The 17,213-nt window shown below is 70.0% G+C and carries 14 protein-coding genes and 1 riboswitch; of the genes, 5 read left to right on the plus strand and 9 right to left on the minus strand.

The genetic code is table 11. The features are described 5' to 3' along the window. Window positions 1-30: 30 nt before the first annotated feature. From AC3WLB_RS02280 to rsmI, 5 genes are all read right to left on the minus strand, one after another. A complete protein-coding gene (locus tag AC3WLB_RS02280) occupies window positions 31-819 on the minus strand; it encodes an alpha/beta hydrolase (protein WP_492502882.1) in 789 nt (262 codons plus the stop codon). A 72-nt stretch (window positions 820-891) separates the two neighbouring features. After that, entirely contained in the window at window positions 892-1,764 is an 873-nt protein-coding gene (gene rsmA / locus AC3WLB_RS02285; protein WP_492502884.1) for a 16S rRNA (adenine(1518)-N(6)/adenine(1519)-N(6))-dimethyltransferase RsmA, read from the minus strand. After that, entirely contained in the window at window positions 1,761-2,645 is an 885-nt protein-coding gene (locus AC3WLB_RS02290; protein ID WP_492504640.1) for a TatD family hydrolase, read from the minus strand. Before AC3WLB_RS02290 ends, rsmA begins: the two co-directional genes overlap by 4 nt. Window positions 2,646-2,683: 38 nt before the next feature. Continuing rightward, window positions 2,684-4,252 (minus strand): methionine--tRNA ligase, encoded by a 1,569-nt coding sequence (metG, locus tag AC3WLB_RS02295; protein ID WP_492502886.1) that lies wholly within the window; start codon window positions 4,250-4,252, stop codon window positions 2,684-2,686. Window positions 4,253-4,306: 54 nt separating this feature from the next. Further along, entirely contained in the window at window positions 4,307-5,134 is an 828-nt protein-coding gene (gene rsmI / locus AC3WLB_RS02300) for a 16S rRNA (cytidine(1402)-2'-O)-methyltransferase (RefSeq protein WP_022898683.1), read from the minus strand. A gap of 70 nt (window positions 5,135-5,204) precedes the next feature. On the opposite strand from rsmI, the gene AC3WLB_RS02305 reads away from it, so the two are divergent. Together AC3WLB_RS02305 and AC3WLB_RS02310 are read left to right on the plus strand one after the other, a co-directional pair. Continuing rightward, entirely contained in the window at window positions 5,205-6,839 is a 1,635-nt protein-coding gene (locus AC3WLB_RS02305; RefSeq protein WP_492502889.1) for a dolichyl-phosphate-mannose--protein mannosyltransferase, read from the plus strand. After that, complete coding sequence (locus AC3WLB_RS02310) at window positions 6,836-7,900, plus strand: YeiH family protein (protein WP_492504642.1); 1,065 nt, start codon at window positions 6,836-6,838, stop codon at window positions 7,898-7,900. The genes AC3WLB_RS02305 and AC3WLB_RS02310 overlap by 4 nt, the downstream gene beginning before the upstream one ends. Window positions 7,901-7,935: 35 nt before the next feature. On the opposite strand, the gene AC3WLB_RS02315 is transcribed toward AC3WLB_RS02310, so the two are convergent. Next, entirely contained in the window at window positions 7,936-8,250 is a 315-nt protein-coding gene (locus AC3WLB_RS02315) for a DMT family transporter (RefSeq protein WP_492502891.1), read from the minus strand. A 15-nt stretch (window positions 8,251-8,265) separates the two neighbouring features. Then, a riboswitch (guanidine-III (ykkC-III) riboswitch) is annotated at window positions 8,266-8,328 on the minus strand. Window positions 8,329-8,476: 148 nt separating this feature from the next. Between AC3WLB_RS02315 and AC3WLB_RS02320 the strand changes: the two genes are divergently transcribed. The 3 genes from AC3WLB_RS02320 (at window position 8,477) to AC3WLB_RS02330 (ending at window position 14,066) form a co-directional block, all read left to right on the plus strand. Continuing rightward, window positions 8,477-9,766: an O-acetylhomoserine aminocarboxypropyltransferase/cysteine synthase family protein gene (locus tag AC3WLB_RS02320; protein WP_492502893.1), complete on the plus strand. Its 1,290-nt coding sequence runs from the start codon at window positions 8,477-8,479 to the stop codon at window positions 9,764-9,766. Between the two features lie 16 nt (window positions 9,767-9,782). Continuing rightward, window positions 9,783-10,352: a CoA-binding protein gene (locus AC3WLB_RS02325; protein WP_492502895.1), complete on the plus strand. Its 570-nt coding sequence runs from the start codon at window positions 9,783-9,785 to the stop codon at window positions 10,350-10,352. 378 nt (window positions 10,353-10,730) lie between these two features. Beyond that, window positions 10,731-14,066: an AfsR/SARP family transcriptional regulator gene (locus tag AC3WLB_RS02330; RefSeq protein ID WP_492502897.1), complete on the plus strand. Its 3,336-nt coding sequence runs from the start codon at window positions 10,731-10,733 to the stop codon at window positions 14,064-14,066. A 2-nt stretch (window positions 14,067-14,068) separates the two neighbouring features. On the opposite strand, the gene AC3WLB_RS02335 is transcribed toward AC3WLB_RS02330, so the two are convergent. The 3 genes from AC3WLB_RS02335 to AC3WLB_RS02345 form a co-directional block, all read right to left on the minus strand. After that, window positions 14,069-14,884 carry an ABC transporter permease gene (locus AC3WLB_RS02335; RefSeq protein ID WP_492502899.1) on the minus strand — a complete coding sequence of 272 codons (816 nt, stop codon included), beginning with the start codon at window positions 14,882-14,884 and terminating at the stop codon, window positions 14,069-14,071. Then, window positions 14,881-15,897 carry an ATP-binding cassette domain-containing protein gene (locus tag AC3WLB_RS02340; RefSeq protein ID WP_492502901.1) on the minus strand — a complete coding sequence of 339 codons (1,017 nt, stop codon included), beginning with the start codon at window positions 15,895-15,897 and terminating at the stop codon, window positions 14,881-14,883. Before AC3WLB_RS02340 ends, AC3WLB_RS02335 begins: the two co-directional genes overlap by 4 nt. Before the next feature lie 116 nt (window positions 15,898-16,013). Then, window positions 16,014-17,189 carry an RtcB family protein gene (locus AC3WLB_RS02345; protein ID WP_492502903.1) on the minus strand — a complete coding sequence of 392 codons (1,176 nt, stop codon included), beginning with the start codon at window positions 17,187-17,189 and terminating at the stop codon, window positions 16,014-16,016. Window positions 17,190-17,213: the final 24 nt, after the last annotated feature.

The raw sequence follows: 17,213 nt of genomic DNA on the forward strand, positions 1-17,213 counted from the left end.
ACGCGTCGGGCTCCCCCGTTCAGGGGCCGATCAGGGCCGGGCTGCGACCCCCATCGCGAGCGCTTCTGCGGCGACACGATCGGCGTCGTCGCGCTGGATCGAGTGTCCGGCACCCGCGACCACCGCGAACGAGAAGCGGTGCGGTGCGGCCGCACTCAGCCGCTCTGCTTCTGCTGCGGTGAACGAGGGACTGCGGCCGGGGTCGGCGCCGAGGATGCGCATCGGCGCGTCGACGCGAGCCGCCGTGTCGAGGAGCTGCCACGTGGGGTTGTCGCGCATCGTGCGCTCGACGACGAACGGACTGACCACGCGCATGGCGTTCACCTTCTGCACCGCGTCTTCGGGGTGCCAGCTCGGGTTGGCGCTCAGCAGTTCCGCGGGGTCGAGCCGCCCGAGATCGGCGAGCAGCTCGGCGAGCCTCGTGTTCTGCCGTTCGAGCGGTTGAGTCAGGGCGGGATCGACGAGCAGGAGGGCGGCGGCCCAGCCAGGGCGGGCGTCTGCCGCCACGACGGCGACGGCGCCGCCGAGCGAATGCCCGACCACGAGGTCCCACGTCGGGGTCTCGGGTTCGAACGCCAGCACGTCGGCCGCGTAGTCGGCGAGCCGGTAGCTCGTGGTGCGCGGCGACGAGCCGTGGCCGCGCAGGTCGGGCGCGGTGACCGACCACCCTGCTCCCGCGAGGGCGCTCGCCACCCGCCACCAGGTGCCGCCGGCCGAGGTGAGGCCGTGCAGCAGGAGGGCCCTCGGCCGAGCATCCGCCCGCCCCCATCGGGTCGTCGTCAGTCGCACGGGGAAGGATTCAGCAGCGGATGTCGTCACCCTCTGATCCTCGCAGGGCGCGCCCCTCGTCCACCATCCCCGCACACCCGTGAAAGGCCGGGCGCCCGACGATCATGCGTTCGCGCGGGCGATCGCCAGGAAGTCGTTCACCGTCAGCTCCTCGCCCCGTGCCGTGGGCGCCACGCCCGCGGCCGCCAGCACCGCCGAGGCTCGAGCGGAGTCTCCGAGCAGCACGGCGAGGGCCTGCCGCAGCATCTTGCGCCGCTGCTGAAAAGCGGCGTCCACGATCTCGAAGGTGCGCATCCGCAACTCCTCCGAGTCGAGCCCGGTCCCGACCCGCTCGAACCCCACCAGCACCGAATCGACGTTCGGCACCGGCCAGAACACCTGGCGGCTGACGTTCCCCGCGGTGCGCCATCGGCCGTACCACGCCGCCTTCACACTGGGCGACCCGTACACCTTCGACCCCGGCTCGGCCGCCAGCCGGTGACCCACCTCGGCCTGCACCATGACCACGCCCGACTCGATCGACGGGAAGTGCTCGAGCAGATGCAGCAGCACCGGCACCGAGACGTTGTACGGCAGGTTCGCCACCAGTCGCGACGGCGACGCCGGCAGCGAGCGCACGCGCAACGCGTCGTCGCGCACGACCGTCAGCGCCGCATCCGGCGCCAGCTGCGACACCGTCAGGGGCAGCTGCGCGGCCAGCCGCTTGTCGATCTCGACCGCCACGACCTCAGCGCCGGCCTCGAGCAGGCCCAGGGTCAACGAGCCGAGCCCGGGCCCGACCTCGAGCACCACGTCGCCCGGCTGCACGCCGGCCACCCGCACGATCTTGCGCACCGTGTTCGCGTCGATCACGAAGTTCTGCCCGAGCTTTTTCGTGGGTGTGAGGTCGAGGAGCCCCGCCAGGTCGCGGATCTCGGCCGGCCCGAGCAGCGACACGGATGCGGCTGCCTCGTCGCCGCCGCCCGGCCCGGTCACGAGGCCTGCACCGGGTCGTCCTCCCAGCGGCCGTAGACCAGCTCGGTGGTGGACGAGATCTGCGCGGCGAGCATCGACACGTCGGTGCCGAGGTGCGCCGCCATCGCCCGCAGCGTGTGCGGGATCAGATAGGGCGCGTTGGGCCGGCCGCGGAACGGGGTGGGCGTGAGGTACGGCGCATCCGTCTCGACCATGATGAGCGAACGCGGCGCCACGGCGAGCGCCTCGCGCAGGGAGCCGGCGTTCTTGAAGGTCACGTTGCCCGCGAAGGACATGTACCAGCCGTTCTCGGCGCAGAGGGCGGCGAACTCGGCGTCGCCGGAGAAGCAGTGGAACACGGTGCGCTCGGGCGCCCCGACGCGACGGAGGGTCTCGACGACCTCGCGGTGGGCGTCGCGGTCGTGGATCTGCAGCGCGATGCCGTTCTCCTTCGCGATGGCGATGTGCGCCTCGAAGGAGCGGTACTGGGCGGCGCGGCCGGCCTCGGTGTCGGTGCGGAAGAAGTCGAGCCCGGTCTCCCCCACCGCCCGCACGCGGGGCCAGGAGGCGAGCTCGGCGATCTCGGCAAGCGCGTCGTCGAGGCCGCCGCCCTCGGCGTAGGACGGGGCGTCGTTCGGGTGCAGGGCGACGGCTGCGAGCATCCGCGGTTCGCGGGCGGCCTGCTCGGCCGACCAGCGGCTCGTCTCGAGGTCGGTGCCGACCTGCACCACACCGCGCACGCCGATGGCCGAGGCGCGGTCGAGGTGCTCGTGGTAGTCGATCGGATCGTCGCCGTCGGCGACCTCGAGGTGCGTGTGGTTGTCGTACACCGGCACCACCAGCGCTTCGGGCAGCGGCGGATAGGTCTGGTCACCCCGTTCGGACGGCTCGCGGCGGCGCAGGTACGCCGGCGGTTCGTCGGCCGGCGGGGTCGACCACGTCACGACGCGTCGACCTCGATGCGCGGGAACAGCGCTTCGAGGGGTTCGACCCGCCCGGCGCCCGTCCACTCCCAGGCCGAACGGATGCTCTGGTCCTGCACATTTCCCGAACCCGTCAGGGCTTTCCACAATTTCGCGGAGGCCTCCGGAACGACCGGCGAGAGCAATACCGTGAGCGTACCGAGCCCGTGCACCGCGGTGTTCAGCACGGTGGCCAGCCTGTCGGCCTGTGACGGGTCTTTCGCCAGCACCCACGGCTCTTGGAGAGTGATGTACCCGTTCAGTTCGTCGACCAGTTCCCACACCCGCGCGATGGCCTCGTGCACGGCGAGCCGCTCGATCGCCTGGTCGGCCTCGGCCGTCACCCGGCGCTCGGTGGCGCGGATGGCGCGGTCCGCATCGGTCACCGCCGACTCGACCGCGTCGGGCACGGTGCCGCCGTGGTAACGCGTCACCATCGCCACCACCCGCGAGGCGAGGTTGCCGAAGCCGTTGGCGAGCTCGGCCTGGTAACGCGCGGCCAGGTCTTCCCAGCTGAACGAGCCGTCCTGCCCGAAGTTGATGGCGCGCATGAAGTAGTACCGGAAGGCATCAGAACCGAAGGTGTCGGTGATCTGCTCCGGCGCGATGCCGGTGAGCTTCGACTTCGACATCTTCTCGCCGCCGACGAGCAGCCAGCCGTGGCCGTAGACCTGCTTCGGCACCTCGAGGCCCGCCGCCATCAGCATGGCCGGCCAGATCACGGCGTGGAAGCGCGCGATGTCCTTGCCCACGATGTGGGTGGCGGGCCAGAGGCGCGCGAACTTCTCGTCGTCGTAGCCGTAGCCGGCCGCGGTGGCGTAGTTCAGCAGCGCATCGAACCAGACGTAGACGACGTGCGTCTCGTCCCACGGCACCTTGATGCCCCAGTCGAAGGTCTGGCGCGAGATGGAGAGATCGGTGAGGCCGCGTTTGACGAACTGCACGATCTCGTTGCGCACGCTCTCCGGCTGCACGAAGTCCGGTCGCTTCTCGTAGAGGTCGAGGAGCGGCTGGGTGAAGTCGCTCATGCGGAAGAAGTAGTTGCGCTCCTTGAGGAGCTCCACCGGCTTGGAGTGGATCTTGCAGACCAGCTGACCCTCGTAGGGCCCGGTGCCGTCCTCGAGGTCGGAGAGCTGCTTGTACTCCTCGCAGCCCACGCAGTAGTAGCCCTCGTACTCGCCGGTGTAGATGTACCCCGCGTCGTACAGGCGCTGCAGGAAGAGCTGCACGTTCACCTCGTGCCGCTCGTCGGTGGTGCGGATGAAGTCGTCGTTCGAGATGTCGATCGTGTTGAGCAACGGCTGCCACGACTCGGCGACGAGCTTGTCGGCCCACTCCTTGGGGCTCATGCCGTTGGCGGTGGCCGTGCGCAAGATCTTCTGGCCGTGCTCGTCGGTGCCGGTGAGGAACCAGGTGTCGTCGCCGGCCTGCCGGTGCCAGCGGGCGAGCACGTCGGCGGCGACCTCGGTGTAGGCGTGCCCGATGTGCGGCACGTCGTTCACGTAGAAGATCGGCGTGGTGATGTAGAACGAGGAGCCGTCGGACATGGTGACCATCCTAAAGGCCGGGGCGTCGCCCGATGTCTGTGTGACGCTCTGCCGTCAGGGTGTGCTGCGGCGAGCCGCGAGTGCGCCCTCATAGAGCTCCCGACGGCTGAGACCGGTGGCCTCGGCGATCGCGGCCGCGGCGTCCTTCATCCGCTCCCCGTCGGCCACGAGGTCGAGCACGTCCCCGACGGCCTGCGACAGATCGGCGACGGCCACGACGGCGCCCGCCACGACGAGGCAGATCTCGCCTTTCACGCCGCCGGCCGCCCACGCAGCCAGTTCCGCCGCCGTTCCGCGGCGCGCCTCCTCGTAGAGCTTCGTGAGTTCGCGCACCACCACCACTCGGCGTTCGGCGCCGAGTGCCTCCGCGAGATCGGTCAGGGCATCCGCCAAGCGGTTCGGCGACTCGAAGAAGACCATCGTGCGCGGCTCCCGTTCAAGCGATCGGAACGTCTGCAGTCGCTCGCCGCGCTTGCGGGGCAGGAAGCCTTCGAAGGTGAACCGGTCGGTCGGCAGGCCCGAGAGGGCGAGAGCGGTGACGACGGCCGAGGGCCCGGGAACGACCGTGACGTCGACGCCCGCATCGATGGCCGCGGTCACGAGGTGGTAGCCGGGATCGGAGACCGTCGGCATCCCGGCATCAGACAGGAGGACGAGATCGCCATCGCGCGCGAGTTCGACGAGGGCGGCCGACTTCTCCCGCTCGTTGTGGTCGTGCAGAGGGATGAGCCGAGGCCGGTTCTCGATCCCGAGCGCGCGCAGGAGCTTGGCGGTGACACGGGTGTCCTCGGCAGCGACGACGGTCGCCGCCGAGAGCAGTTCGATCAATCGCACCGACGCATCCTTGAGGTTGCCGATGGGCGTCGCGGCGAGAATGAGCATGGCATCAGTCTGACACCGGCCCCGCGCCGCGCCGCGATCGGCAGCCAGACGCACCCGTTAGCATGGCCCGGTGAGCACAGAGGTGACGACCCCGCCCGAGCCGTCGCCCGCGACCGCGGCGGTGGCAGAACCGCTCGGTTCGCGCCTGGACGACTGGTGGGCACGCACGATCAACACCCCGGCCCGCGAGCGCCTCTGGCGCTGGGGCGGCCCCATCGCCGTGACCGTGCTCGCAGCGGTGCTCCGACTGGTGAACCTGGCGCATCCGCATGCGATCGTCTTCGACGAGACCTTCTACGTGAAGGATGCGTGGACGACCTGGAACCTCGGCTACGAGGCGTCCTGGCCGGCGAACCCCGACCAGCAGTTCGCGGCGGGCGACACGAACATCTTCCACACCAACCCGTCGTTCGCGGTGCATCCGCCCCTCGGCAAGTGGATCATCGCGCTGGGCCTCGCCGTGTTCGGCGCCGACAGCTCGTTCGGCTGGCGCATCTCGGTGGCCGTTTGCGGCATCCTGCTCGTGCTCCTGACGACGCTCATCGCCACGAAGCTGTTCCGGTCGACCCTCTTGGGCACGATCGCGGGGTTCCTGCTCGCGATCGACGGGCACGCCATCGTGATGAGCCGCGTGGGCATCCTCGACGGCATCCTCGCGCTGTTCTGCCTGCTCGGCTTCGGCGCCGTCCTGATGGATCGAGAGTGGCACGCGGTCCGCCTCGCCGCCGCGGTCGCCGCGCGAAGCGGGCCAGCCGGGCCAGAGGGCGAGCGGGCGGTACCCGCGTGGGGTCCGGTGCTGTGGTGGCGCCCATGGCTGTTCGCGGCCGCACTGGCCTTCGGGTTCGGTGCCGGCGTGAAGTGGTCGGCCTTCTACTTCCTGGCAGCGTTCGGTGTCTATCTCATCGTCGTCGACGCACTCGCCAGGCGGCGGCTCGGCATCGCGTTCTGGTTCAGCTCGGCAGTGCTGAAGCAAGGGCCCGCGACCTTCCTGCTCCTCGTTCCGGCCGCCGTCGCGGCCTACCTCGTGACGTGGATCGGCTGGTTCGCGACCTCCGGCGGGATGTACCGCACCTGGGCGCAGTCCTCGAACGGGGAATGGACCGGCGCCCTTTCCTGGGTGCCCCTGTCGATCCAGAACTTCTGGCACCTCGAAGCGGCGGTGTACAACTACCACGTCAATGAGCACTCGCCCCACCCTTACCAGGCGAACCCGTTCAGCTGGTTGTTCCTGGTGCGGCCGACGCAGATGTACGTGCAGTCGGTCGACCCGAGTCAGTGCGGAGGCCAGACCTGCTACGAGAACATCACCTCGATCGCCAACCCGATCATCTGGTGGTGTGCCACGGCGGCGCTGTTCTATCTGGTCTACCGACTGGTGCGCAAGCGCGAGTGGCAGGTCGGCCTCGTGCTCATGGGCATGGTGGCCGGGTACCTGCCGTGGTTGCTCTACACGAACCGCACGATCTTCCAGTTCTACACGATCGCGTTCGAGCCCTACATGATCCTGGGGCTGACCTTCGTGATCGGGCTGGCGCTGGGTTCGCGCGGCGACCCGAGGTGGCTCCGCACCCGCAACCTGACTGTCGTCGGCGTGTTCCTCGGCCTGTGCGTGGTGGTCTCCGCCTTCTTCTACCCGGTCTGGGTCGGGATGCCCGTGCCCGCGTGGTTCCTCAGCATGCACTACTGGCTGCCCACGTGGCGCTGAGCGGGCGGCCGCCCACGAGGGTGCCGTGGCTGGCCGGAGTCGCGGTGGCGGGCGCGGCAGCACTGCTGGCGTTCGGCATCCACCTTATGGTTCCCGCTGTGCCCATGCTCACCGCAGCGGTCGGTCTCGGCATGATCGCCGGACAGATCCCCGCCGCCCAGCGTGTCCTCGACGGCGCTCTGAAGCCCGGCCTCGGAATCGCCGCGCGCCGCCTCCTGCGCATCGGGATCGTGTTGCTCGGGCTGAAGCTCAGTCTCGTCGACATCGTCGGCCTCGGCTGGGAGGCGATCGTGGTGATCGTGCTCATCGTCACGATCACCTTCGGCGCGACGCTCCTGCTCGGCAGACTGCTTCGGCTGCCAGGCACGCAGCCCATCCTCATCGCGGCGGGGTTCTCGATCTGCGGCGCTTCCGCGGTGGGCGCGATGAGCGCCGTCACACGGTCGAAGGACGAGGACACGGCGACCCCCATCGCGCTGGTGACCCTCTGCGGAACCCTCGCGATCTTCGTGCTGCCGGTGTTGCGCATCCCGCTCGGTCTGTCGGCGGAGGACTTCGGCGTCTGGGTCGGGCTCAGCGTGCACGACGTCGGTCAGGTCGTGGCGACAGCCCAGATCGCGGGGCCGGTGGCGCTGGCGTCGGCGGTGGTCGTGAAGTTGACGAGGGTACTCACCCTGGCGCCGATGGTCGCGATCGTCGGTCTGGTGGAACGCCGCGCCGATGCCCGCAATGCCGCGCTCGGCCCCGACCACCCCGACTTCGTCGAACGTCCCGCTGCCAAACGTCCCCCGATCGTGCCGCTGTTCATCGCCGGTTTCATCGCCGCCGTGCTCGCGCGCACCTTCCTGGTGCCGCTGCTGCCCGACCCAGGGGCGGCGGCCGTCCTCAGCGCAGCCGATACCGGACAGACCATCCTGCTGGCCATGGCGCTGTTCGCGTTGGGCTCCAACATCCGCTTCCGCGCGCTCGCCCGCACCGGCTGGCGCGCGCTCATCGTCGGGCTGTCCTCCTGGGCCCTCATCGCGGTGCTCTCACTGATCGGCGTGAGAATTCTCGGCTGATTTCATGACATTTCCTCCTGCGGCGCAGCACGGTGTCAGTGCAGCAGCTTGAGTCCCACGACGCACGCGACGATACCGAGCACGAGCAGCACCTTCACGACTGAGAACGCTTCGCCACCGAACGCCATCCCGTAGCCCACGGTCAGCGCGGCGCCGATGCCCACCCACACGGCATATCCGGTGCCGACCGGAATACTCCGCAACGCGAACGCGAGCCCGGCCATGCTGGCGAGCAGGCCGCCCGCGAAGATCAGGCTCGGCCACAGTCTCGTGAAGCCGGCCGACTTGCCGAGCGCCGTCGCCCAGACGGCTTCGAGAATTCCGGATGCGATCAGAACGACCCAGGCCATGACAGTCCACTCCTCGTGGTCAGTCTTGTCGCTCTCCGGGTACTGCGCCCTCGTCCGGAGGCCGCTCGGCGGCCTTGGTGGAGAGTATGGCACCGCACCCTGGTCAGGTTCTGTGCACCGCGAATCCGTCGCCGTCCAGTCCTCCACATTCGGAGGGCACGCGCGAGTTGTTACGGTCTGCGTCGGTACCGCGTAACACGGTGTCACCGGCTAGTACGGTGAATTCATGGCAGATCGCGAATACGGCTTCCGCACCCGGGCAATCCACGCGGGCAACATCCCCGACAACGTGACGGGTGCCCGCGCCCTGCCCATCTACCAGTCGAGCGCGTTCGTCTTCGACGACACGGCGGATGCGGCGGCCCGCTTCGCGCTGCAGAAGTACGGCAACATCTACAGCCGGCTCGCGAACCCGACGGTCGCGTCGTTCGAGGAACGGATCGCCAGCCTCGAGGGCGGCCTCGGCGCCGTCGCCACCAGCAGTGGCCTCTCGGCACAGTTCATCACCTTCGCCTCCCTCGCCGGGGCGGGCGATCACATCGTTGCGAGCGCGAACCTCTACGGCGGGTCGATCACCCAGCTCGACGTCACGCTCCGCCGCTTCGGCGTCGAGACGACGTTCGTGAACTCCTCCGATCCCGCCGACTACGCCGCCGCCGTCACCGACCGCACGAAGCTGATCTTCGCCGAGACGGTCGCCAACCCGTCCGGCGAGATCGCCGACATCGCCGGTCTCGCCGAGGTAGCGCACGCTGCCGGGCTCCCCCTCATCATCGACTCCACCATCGCCACGCCCTACCTCAGCCGGCCCATCGAGTGGGGCGCCGACGTCGTCATCCACTCGGCCACGAAGTTCCTCGGCGGGCACGGCACGACCCTCGGTGGAGTCGTGGTGGAGTCGGGTCGGTTCGAATGGCACGGCGACCGCTTCCCCGCGTTCGGTGAGCCCGTGCCGAGCTACGGCGGGCTGCAGTGGTCGGGCAACTTCGGTGAGTACGCGTTCCTCACCCGGCTGCGCGCCGAGCAGCTGCGCGACATCGGGCCGGTGCTGGCCCCCCACTCCGCCTTCCTGCTGGCCCAGGGCGTCGAGACCCTGCCCTTCCGCATGCAGGCACACGTCGACAATGCCCGGCTCGTCGCGGAGTGGCTCGATGCCGACCCGCGGGTGGAGTACGTCAATTGGGCGGGTCTGGCCGCGCATCCGCACCACGAGCGGGCGGCGAAGTACCTGCCGCTCGGGCCCGGCTCCGTCTTCAGCTTCGGTGTGAAGGGCGGGCGGGATGCCGGGCGTCGCTTCATCGAATCGGTCGAACTCGCCAGTCACCTGGCGAACATCGGCGACGCGAAGACGCTGGTGATCCACCCGGCATCGACCACGCACGCTCAGCTCACCGAGCAGCAACTCATCGATGGCGGCGTGCTACCGGGCCTCGTGCGGCTCAGCGTCGGCATCGAAGACCCTGACGACATCATCTACGATCTCGATCAAGCGCTCGCAACCGCGACCGCTGCGTGAACAGCGCGGAGGAAGAATGACCACCGAACTCGTCACCACCCAGCTCACCAACGGCCTCACCTGCGAGCTCCCCGCCGACTCGCCGCTGGCGAAGCTGTTGAAGTCGCAGCGCACCTGGGTCGGCCCGTCGGCGAAGGAGCGGCTGCGCATCCTGCGCAACGCCAAGTCGGTGGCGATCGTCGGCGCGTCACCCAACCCTGCGCGCTCGAGCTACTTCGTCGGCACCTACCTGCAGCAGTCGAGCGACTACCGGGTGTACTTCGTGAACCCGAACGCCGACGAGATCCTCGGGCAGAAGGCCTACCCCGATCTGGCGTCGTTGCCGGAAGTGCCCGACATCGTCGACGTGTTCCGGCGCGCGAGCGACATCCCCGCCGTCATCGACGAGGTCATCGCGGTGGGCGCGCCCACGGTGTGGGTGCAGCTCGGCATCTGGAACCAGGAGGCCGCCGAGTACGGCGAGTCGAAGGGCCTCACCGTCGTGATGGATCGGTGCATCAAGATCGAGCACGCCCGCTTCCACGGCGGGCTTCACCTGCTCGGCTTCGACACCGGTCAGATCTCGGCGCGCAAGCAGCTTCGCTGACCCCGGCCTCGTGCGTCGTCGCGGTTGGCGCACCGGGTTGCTGAGCAGCAACACTGGCTAGGATTTGGCGGGTGATGTCGACTCCGGATGCCGCGCTGCCGCCCGTGCGCGTCGCGGTGCTTGGTGCGGTCGCGGTGGCCACCGGCCAGGGCACCCTGCTGGAGCCGGCCGGGCATCGCGCGAAGGCGTTGCTGGCCGCACTGGCGCTCGCAGCACCGCATCCGCTGTCGGTGGAGCGTCTCGTCGACGACGTCTGGCGCGACGAACCGCCCCGCGCGATACGGGCCGCGCTGCAGACGCAGGTGTCGCGCATCCGTGCCGCGTTCGGCGACGACCTCATCGAGTCGCTCCCCCTCGGGCTACCGACTCGGCACAACCGTGGTCGTCGACCTCATCGTGGCCGAACACCAGCTGGCGGCCGTTCGCGCCCACCTCGACAGCGGACACGCCGACGAGGCCCTGGCCCTGGCCGGCACCGCCATCGCACTCTGGCGCGGCGAACCCGGCAGCGATCTCGACCCGGAGCCGCTCGGTTCCGCTCTCGCCGAACGAGCCGGCCGCACGCTCGACGGACTCGAGACCAGCCTCGCGCTCGCGGCGTTGGCGCTCGGCCGCGCGGTCGATGCCGAGGTGCTCGCCCAGCGGCTCTGCCAGCGCTCCCCGTTCGACGACAGCGCGCACCTGTTGCTCATGCGCGCCCTCGACGCTCTCGGGCGCTCCACCGACGCGCTCGGCGTCTACGCCGAGTTCCGCGAGCGGGTTCAGGATGCATTCGGGGCCAGTCCCGCTCGAGAACTCCAGTCGCTGAACCTCGATCTCCTCGCCCGGGAAGGTGGGACGGGGGCGGCGATCCTGCCGGCGCACTCCGCCACGGGCGCCCGAAGCACGATCGCTGGCGGCGGCAGCAGCACCGCGCTTGCGCTCACACCGGGGGCGACTGCGGCCGGCACCGCGTCAGCTGAGCCGGCGACCGGGATTCGGACGGCAGCGGCGGACGTTGCAGCAGCGCGCAACGTCGAGTCCGCGGCCGACGTGACGACGAGTAGTTCGCCTGGCCCCGCAGCAGTGACCGCGGACGCCGAGGGCACGACGACCGCCGAAGACGCGGTCTCGACCACCACCACCGACGCGGGCACCACCACCAGCACCGGCCGCACGAGGAGTGGGCGGCGTGGGGTGGGGCGCGGCATCCGGGCGGCGCCGAACGCGCTGCTCGGGCGCGACAGGGCATTGGAAGAGATCGAGCGGCTGCTCGACACCGCCCGCGTCACGACGGTGCTGGGGCCGGGCGGTCTCGGCAAGACCCGCGTCGCCCACGAGGTCGCGAGCCGTGCCCTCGCCCGTTACGACCTCGTCGCCGTGGTCGAGCTTGCGAGCGTGCGCAGCGAGGACGACGTGGTGTTCGCGCTGGCGTCGGCGCTCGGCATCCGCGAGGTCGCCACCAGCAAGCGCATCGGCGACCGGGTGCTGCGCGACGACCTGCACGGCCGCATCCTGGCGCGCCTCGGCGAAGCACCCGCTCTGCTCGTGCTCGACAACTGCGAGCACGTAATCGGCGCCGCCGCCGAGTGGAGCGCGACCCTGACCGCCGAGCTCCCTCAACTCACCGTCCTCACCACGAGCCGCACGCCGCTCGCGATCTCGAGCGAGCGCGTCTTCGCCCTCGCGCCGCTCGGCGCCGAGAGCGGACAGCGCGCGGCGGGAAGCAGCGGCCCCACGCCTCGCCCCGGCGGCGACGCTGGCGGCGATGGCGGCGATGGCGACGACGCCGCCGTGCAGCTCTTCCTCGACCGCGCCACGGCCGCCCGACCGGACGCCACGCTCCCGCGCGACGCCGTGGCGCGGCTCTGCCGACGGCTCGACGGATTGCCGCTCGCCATCGAGCTGGCGGCGGCGCGCATCCGTTCGATGTCGATCGACGAGATCGAGCGCCGCCTCGCCAACCGCTTCGCGCTCCTTACGGGCGGCGACCGCTCCGCCCCCGAGCGCCACCGCACGCTGCTCGCGGTGATCGAGTGGAGCTGGAACCTGCTCAGCACTGCCGAACAGCACGCCCTCGGCCGCCTCTCCGAGTTCGCCGACGGGTTCAGCGCCGAGTCCGCCGCCCACGTGTTGGGCTGCAGCAGCGACGACGTGCCTGACTTGCTCGATGCACTCGTCGCGCAATCGCTCGTGATGATGCGCGAGACCGACCAGAGTTCGGGGTTGCGCTACCGGATGCTCGAGACCGTGCGCGAGTTCGGCCAGCTCCAACTCGATCGCACCGGTACGCGCGACGAGGTGCGCGACGCGCTGTTCGCGTGGGCCGATCACTTCGCCCGCGAGCAGCGGCCGCGCACCGACGGCCGGGAACAGGTCGCGGCGTTCACGCTGATCGCGCTGGAGGAGGACAACCTCATCGACGTCTTGCGCCGAGCCATCGACGCAGCACGTCCGGACGTCGTGGCTTCGGTGTTCGCGCTGCTCGGCTACTACTGGTCGCTGCGGAGCGCCCACACCGAGGTGATCGCGTTCGGCAAACCGGTGTTCGAGAGCATCCGGATGCTCGAGCCCGACGACTCACGCGTCCCCGTCGACACCCTCGCGGGCGCGCTCGTCATCATCGCCATGACCACGCTCATCGTCGACCTGCGCTTCGCCGTGCGCGTGCGGTCGCGGCTGCGCGCGGTGGTGCGGGCGCAGCCGCTCACCGACCGGCGACTGTCCGTCATGGCCGAGCTCGCCCTGAATGCGGGCGACGAAGCGCGCATGATGGCGGAGATTGAACGCGCCATCGCGTCGGACGACCGGCCGACGGCCATGCTCGGCGCCATCGTGGGCAGCGTCGCCGCCGAGAACCTCGGCCGACGCGACGAAGCCGTCGCGCTCGCCCGTGACGCGGTTCGGCTGGCCGACGGCCTCGAAGAGACCTGGGGCGCGGCGATGGCCGGCCAGATGCTCGGCGCGCTGTACAGCCAGAGCGCCGAGCCGGAGGAGGCCCTGCGCTGGTCGCGCCGGGCCCGCGCGGGGCTGGCGAAGATCGGCGCGATCGAAGACATCCGTCAGCTCGAATGGACCATCGCCACGAACGCCGTCGCGGTCGGCGCCCTCGACGAGGCGAGCGAACTCTTCGACCGCCTGGTCGACGAGCCCGGACAGACCGAGGGCATCGACATCGCCGCGATCGGGTTCGCGGGCCGCGCCGAGGTGCTCCGAGCACGCGGCGAGACGGGCGAGGCCCGCGTGCTGTACCTGCGCGCACTGGATGCGTTCGACGTGCCCCGCAACCGCGCCAGCCCGTGGTACCGCATCGTCATCTCCGCGATGCTCAGCGCGTTCGTGCTCGACGGCACCGGGAGCGCCGACGAACGGATGCGTTTCGCCCGCCGCCTGCGCGGCCGCACGCTGGCGAGTCTGCGGCTCCCCGGCGGGTACGTCGATCGGCCGGTGCTGGGCGCATCCGTCATCGGCCTCGCGGTGTGGGTGGAGGACGCCGAGGCACTCGACCCCCGCGTCGCCCTCGAACTGCTGGTGCTCGCCGAGGCCATGGCCGCCCGTCAAGACCCGCCGCCGCTGCACCTCGCGCCCCTGTTCGACCGCTTCGGGGACCGCTTCGGCGACGCCGAGGTGACGGAAGCCCGCGCCCGGGTCGCCGCGCTCCCCGACGCCGAACGGCCCGAGCGCGTCGCAGCACTGCTGCGCACGCCCGGGCCGTGGTCGTGGGGGTGGCGGTAGGTCTAGGCCTTCTTCATGTAGGCCCGCACGGTGAGCGGCGCGAAGACGGCGACGATGACGGCGGCACCGAGCAGCGAGATCCACGCATCCGCCGTCCACATGCCGTTGTTCGCCAGGTCGCGCACCGCGGTCACGAGGTGCGACACCGGGTTGATGTTCACGAACCACTGCAGGAACGCGGGCATCGTGTCGGGCGAGACGAACGCGTTCGAGAGGAACGTCAGCGGGAACAGCACGAGGAACGAGATGCCCTGCACCGAGCTCGCGCTGCGGGCGATGACGCCGAAGAACGCGAAGATCCAGCTGATGGCCCAGGAGCTCACGATGACGAGCAGCCCCGCCAGCACGACGTTGCCGATGCCGCCCTCGGGCCGGTAGCCCAGCACGAAGCCCATCACGAAGGTGAGCGTGGTGGCGATGGCGTAGCGCACCGTGTCGGCCAGCAACGCCCCGGCGAGCGGCGCGATGCGGGCGATCGGCAACGACTTGAAGCGGTCGAACACACCCTTGTCCATGTCTTCGCGCAATTGCACGCCGGTGACGACGGATGTGGTGATGACGGTCTGCACGAGGATGCCCGGGATGAGCGTGGGCAGATAGTCCGCCACGCTGCCCGCGATCGCACCACCGAAGATGTAGGAGAACATCAGGGTGAAGATGATCGGCTGCAGCGTCACGTCGATCAGCTGCTCGGGGGTGCGGCGGATCTTGAGCAGCCCGCGGTAGGCCATGCTGAACGAGTTCTGCACGGTCTGCGCGATGCTGACGTGGTTCTTGAGGTCGCGGGCGACCCCGGGGGTGATGGTGAGCGAGCTCATCGCGCATCCTCCAATTCGCGTTCGGGTGTGCCGGCGGCGGGGGCGTCTCCGTCGCCGTCGTCGTTGGTGGCCGCGTGGCCGGTGAGGGCGAGGAACACCTCGTCGAGGGTCGGCTGCTGCACCGAGAGTTCCGCGACCGCGATGCCCTCCTGGCGGAGGCGCAGCAGCAGGTCGGTGACCGAGTCGGCGTCGCTCATCGGCGCCGTGATGCGGCCGGCCTCGGGCGTCAGCACCGATTCGACGCCGAGCACGTCGAGGATGGCGAGCCGGGCGCGCTCGAGGTTGGCGGCGTCGGCGAGCTTCAGCAGCAGCGACGACGAGCCCACCGAGCTCTTCAGCTCGTCGGCCGTGCCCTCGGCCACGACGACGCCGCGATCGATCACCGCGATGCGGTCGGCGAGCTGGTCGGCCTCGTCGAGGTACTGCGTGGTGAGCAGCACGGTGGAGCCGGTCGCGACCAGGCGACGGATGGTGTCCCACATCTGAGCGCGGGTGCGCGGGTCGAGGCCTGTGGTCGGTTCGTCGAGGAAGATGAGGGGCGGCTGCGAGATGAGGCTCGCGGCCAGGTCGAGCCGACGGCGCATGCCGCCCGAGAAGTTCTTGAGCGGGCGTTTGGCCGCCTCGCTGAGCCCGAACTCCTCGAGCAGTTCGGCCGACTTGCGGCGCGCATCCGCTCGGCTGAGTCCGTTCAGTCGGGAGAACAGCACGAGGTTCTCGGTGGCGGAGAGCGTCTCGTCGACGCTCGCGTACTGGCCGGTCACGCCGATCAGCTGGCGCACGACCTGCGCCTCGCGCCGGATGTCGTGGCCGAACACGGTGGCCTCGCCACCGTCGGGCTTCAGCAGGGTGGCGAGCATGCGGATGGTGGTGGTCTTGCCGGCGCCGTTCGGGCCGAGCACGCCGTACACCGTTCCGGTGCGCACGCTCAGGTCGACGCCGTCGACCGCCCGGTTGTCGCCGAACACCTTGACGAGACCGTGGGCTTCGACGGCCCAGTCGGATGTGGGAGGCATTCGAACTCCTTTCGAAGGGGGAAAGTTCTCTCCGAGTGTGCGCGGCGGCGCTGTCGGCGCTCTTGCACGCCGCTGTCGTGGGGGTCGTGCACCACGACAGCGGCGTGCAAGCGCGCTCAGTTGCCTTTGACGTTGACCAGCTGCCGCAGGGTGTGCCGGATGCGCACCAGGTCGTGCGCATCCGCCATCACCCGGTCGATCGGCTTGTAGGCCTGCGGGATCTCGTCGATGAAGGCATCCGTGTCACGGAACTCGATGCCCGCCATCGCTTCCCGCAGCTGGTCGTGCGTGAAGGTCTTGCGGGCCGCGGTGCGCGAGAACTCCCGGCCGGCGCCGTGCGGCGACGAGTTCAGCGCGAGCGCGTTGCCGAGCCCCTCGACCACGTACGACGCGGTGCCCATCGAGCCGGGGATGAGTCCGGGCGCCCCCTCGGTGGCGATGATCGCGCCCTTGCGGGAGAGCCAGACGTCCTTGCCGAAGTGCCGCTCCTTCTCGGTGAAGTTGTGGTGGCAGTTGATCCGCTCCTGCTCCTCCACCGCGACGCCCAGCCACTCGGTGACCTGGCGCACGACCCGGTCCATCATCTCCTCGCGGTTCAGCAGCGCGTAGTGCTGCGCCCACCGCAGTTCGGCGATGTACCGGTCGAACTCCGCCGTGCCCTCGACGAGGTAGGCGAGGTCGCGGTCGGGCAGTTCGATCCAGTAGCGGTCCATCAGCTCCTGGGCGACCTTGATGTGCCGGCCAGCGATGCGGTTGCCCACGCCCCTGCTTCCCGAGTGGAGGAACAGCCACACCGCATCGGTCTCGTCGACCGAGACCTCGATGAAGTGGTTGCCCGAGCCCAGGGTGCCGAGCTGCTCGCGCCAGCGCTTCGCCGACGCCGACGGGTCGAAGCCCGCCTGCTCGGCGAGCGCTTCGAGTTCGGCGACCCTCGGGGCGGCGGTGGCGACGATCTTGTTGTTCACGCCGCCCGCCGAGAGCGGGATGGCGCGCTCGATCTGCTCCCGCAGTTCGGTCAGCCCCCGCGGGTTGCCGAGCAGGTCGCCGCGCACGAACTGCGTCTTCACGGCGATCATGCCGCAGCCGATGTCGACGCCCACGGCGGCCGGGATGACCGCGCCGAGCGTCGGGATGACCGAGCCGACCGTCGCGCCGAGGCCGAGGTGCGCATCCGGCATCAGGGCCAGGTGCGGGTGGATGAACGGCATGGCCGACGTGGTGAGGGCCTGCGCCCGCGCCTTGTCGTCCAGGATGCTCGCCCAGGAGAGCAAGCGTTCGGTGATTCTTTCCATGATCCTTTCTCTCTGTGTGCCCAG

This window comes from Herbiconiux sp. FW305-C-125 (assembly GCF_058783455.1).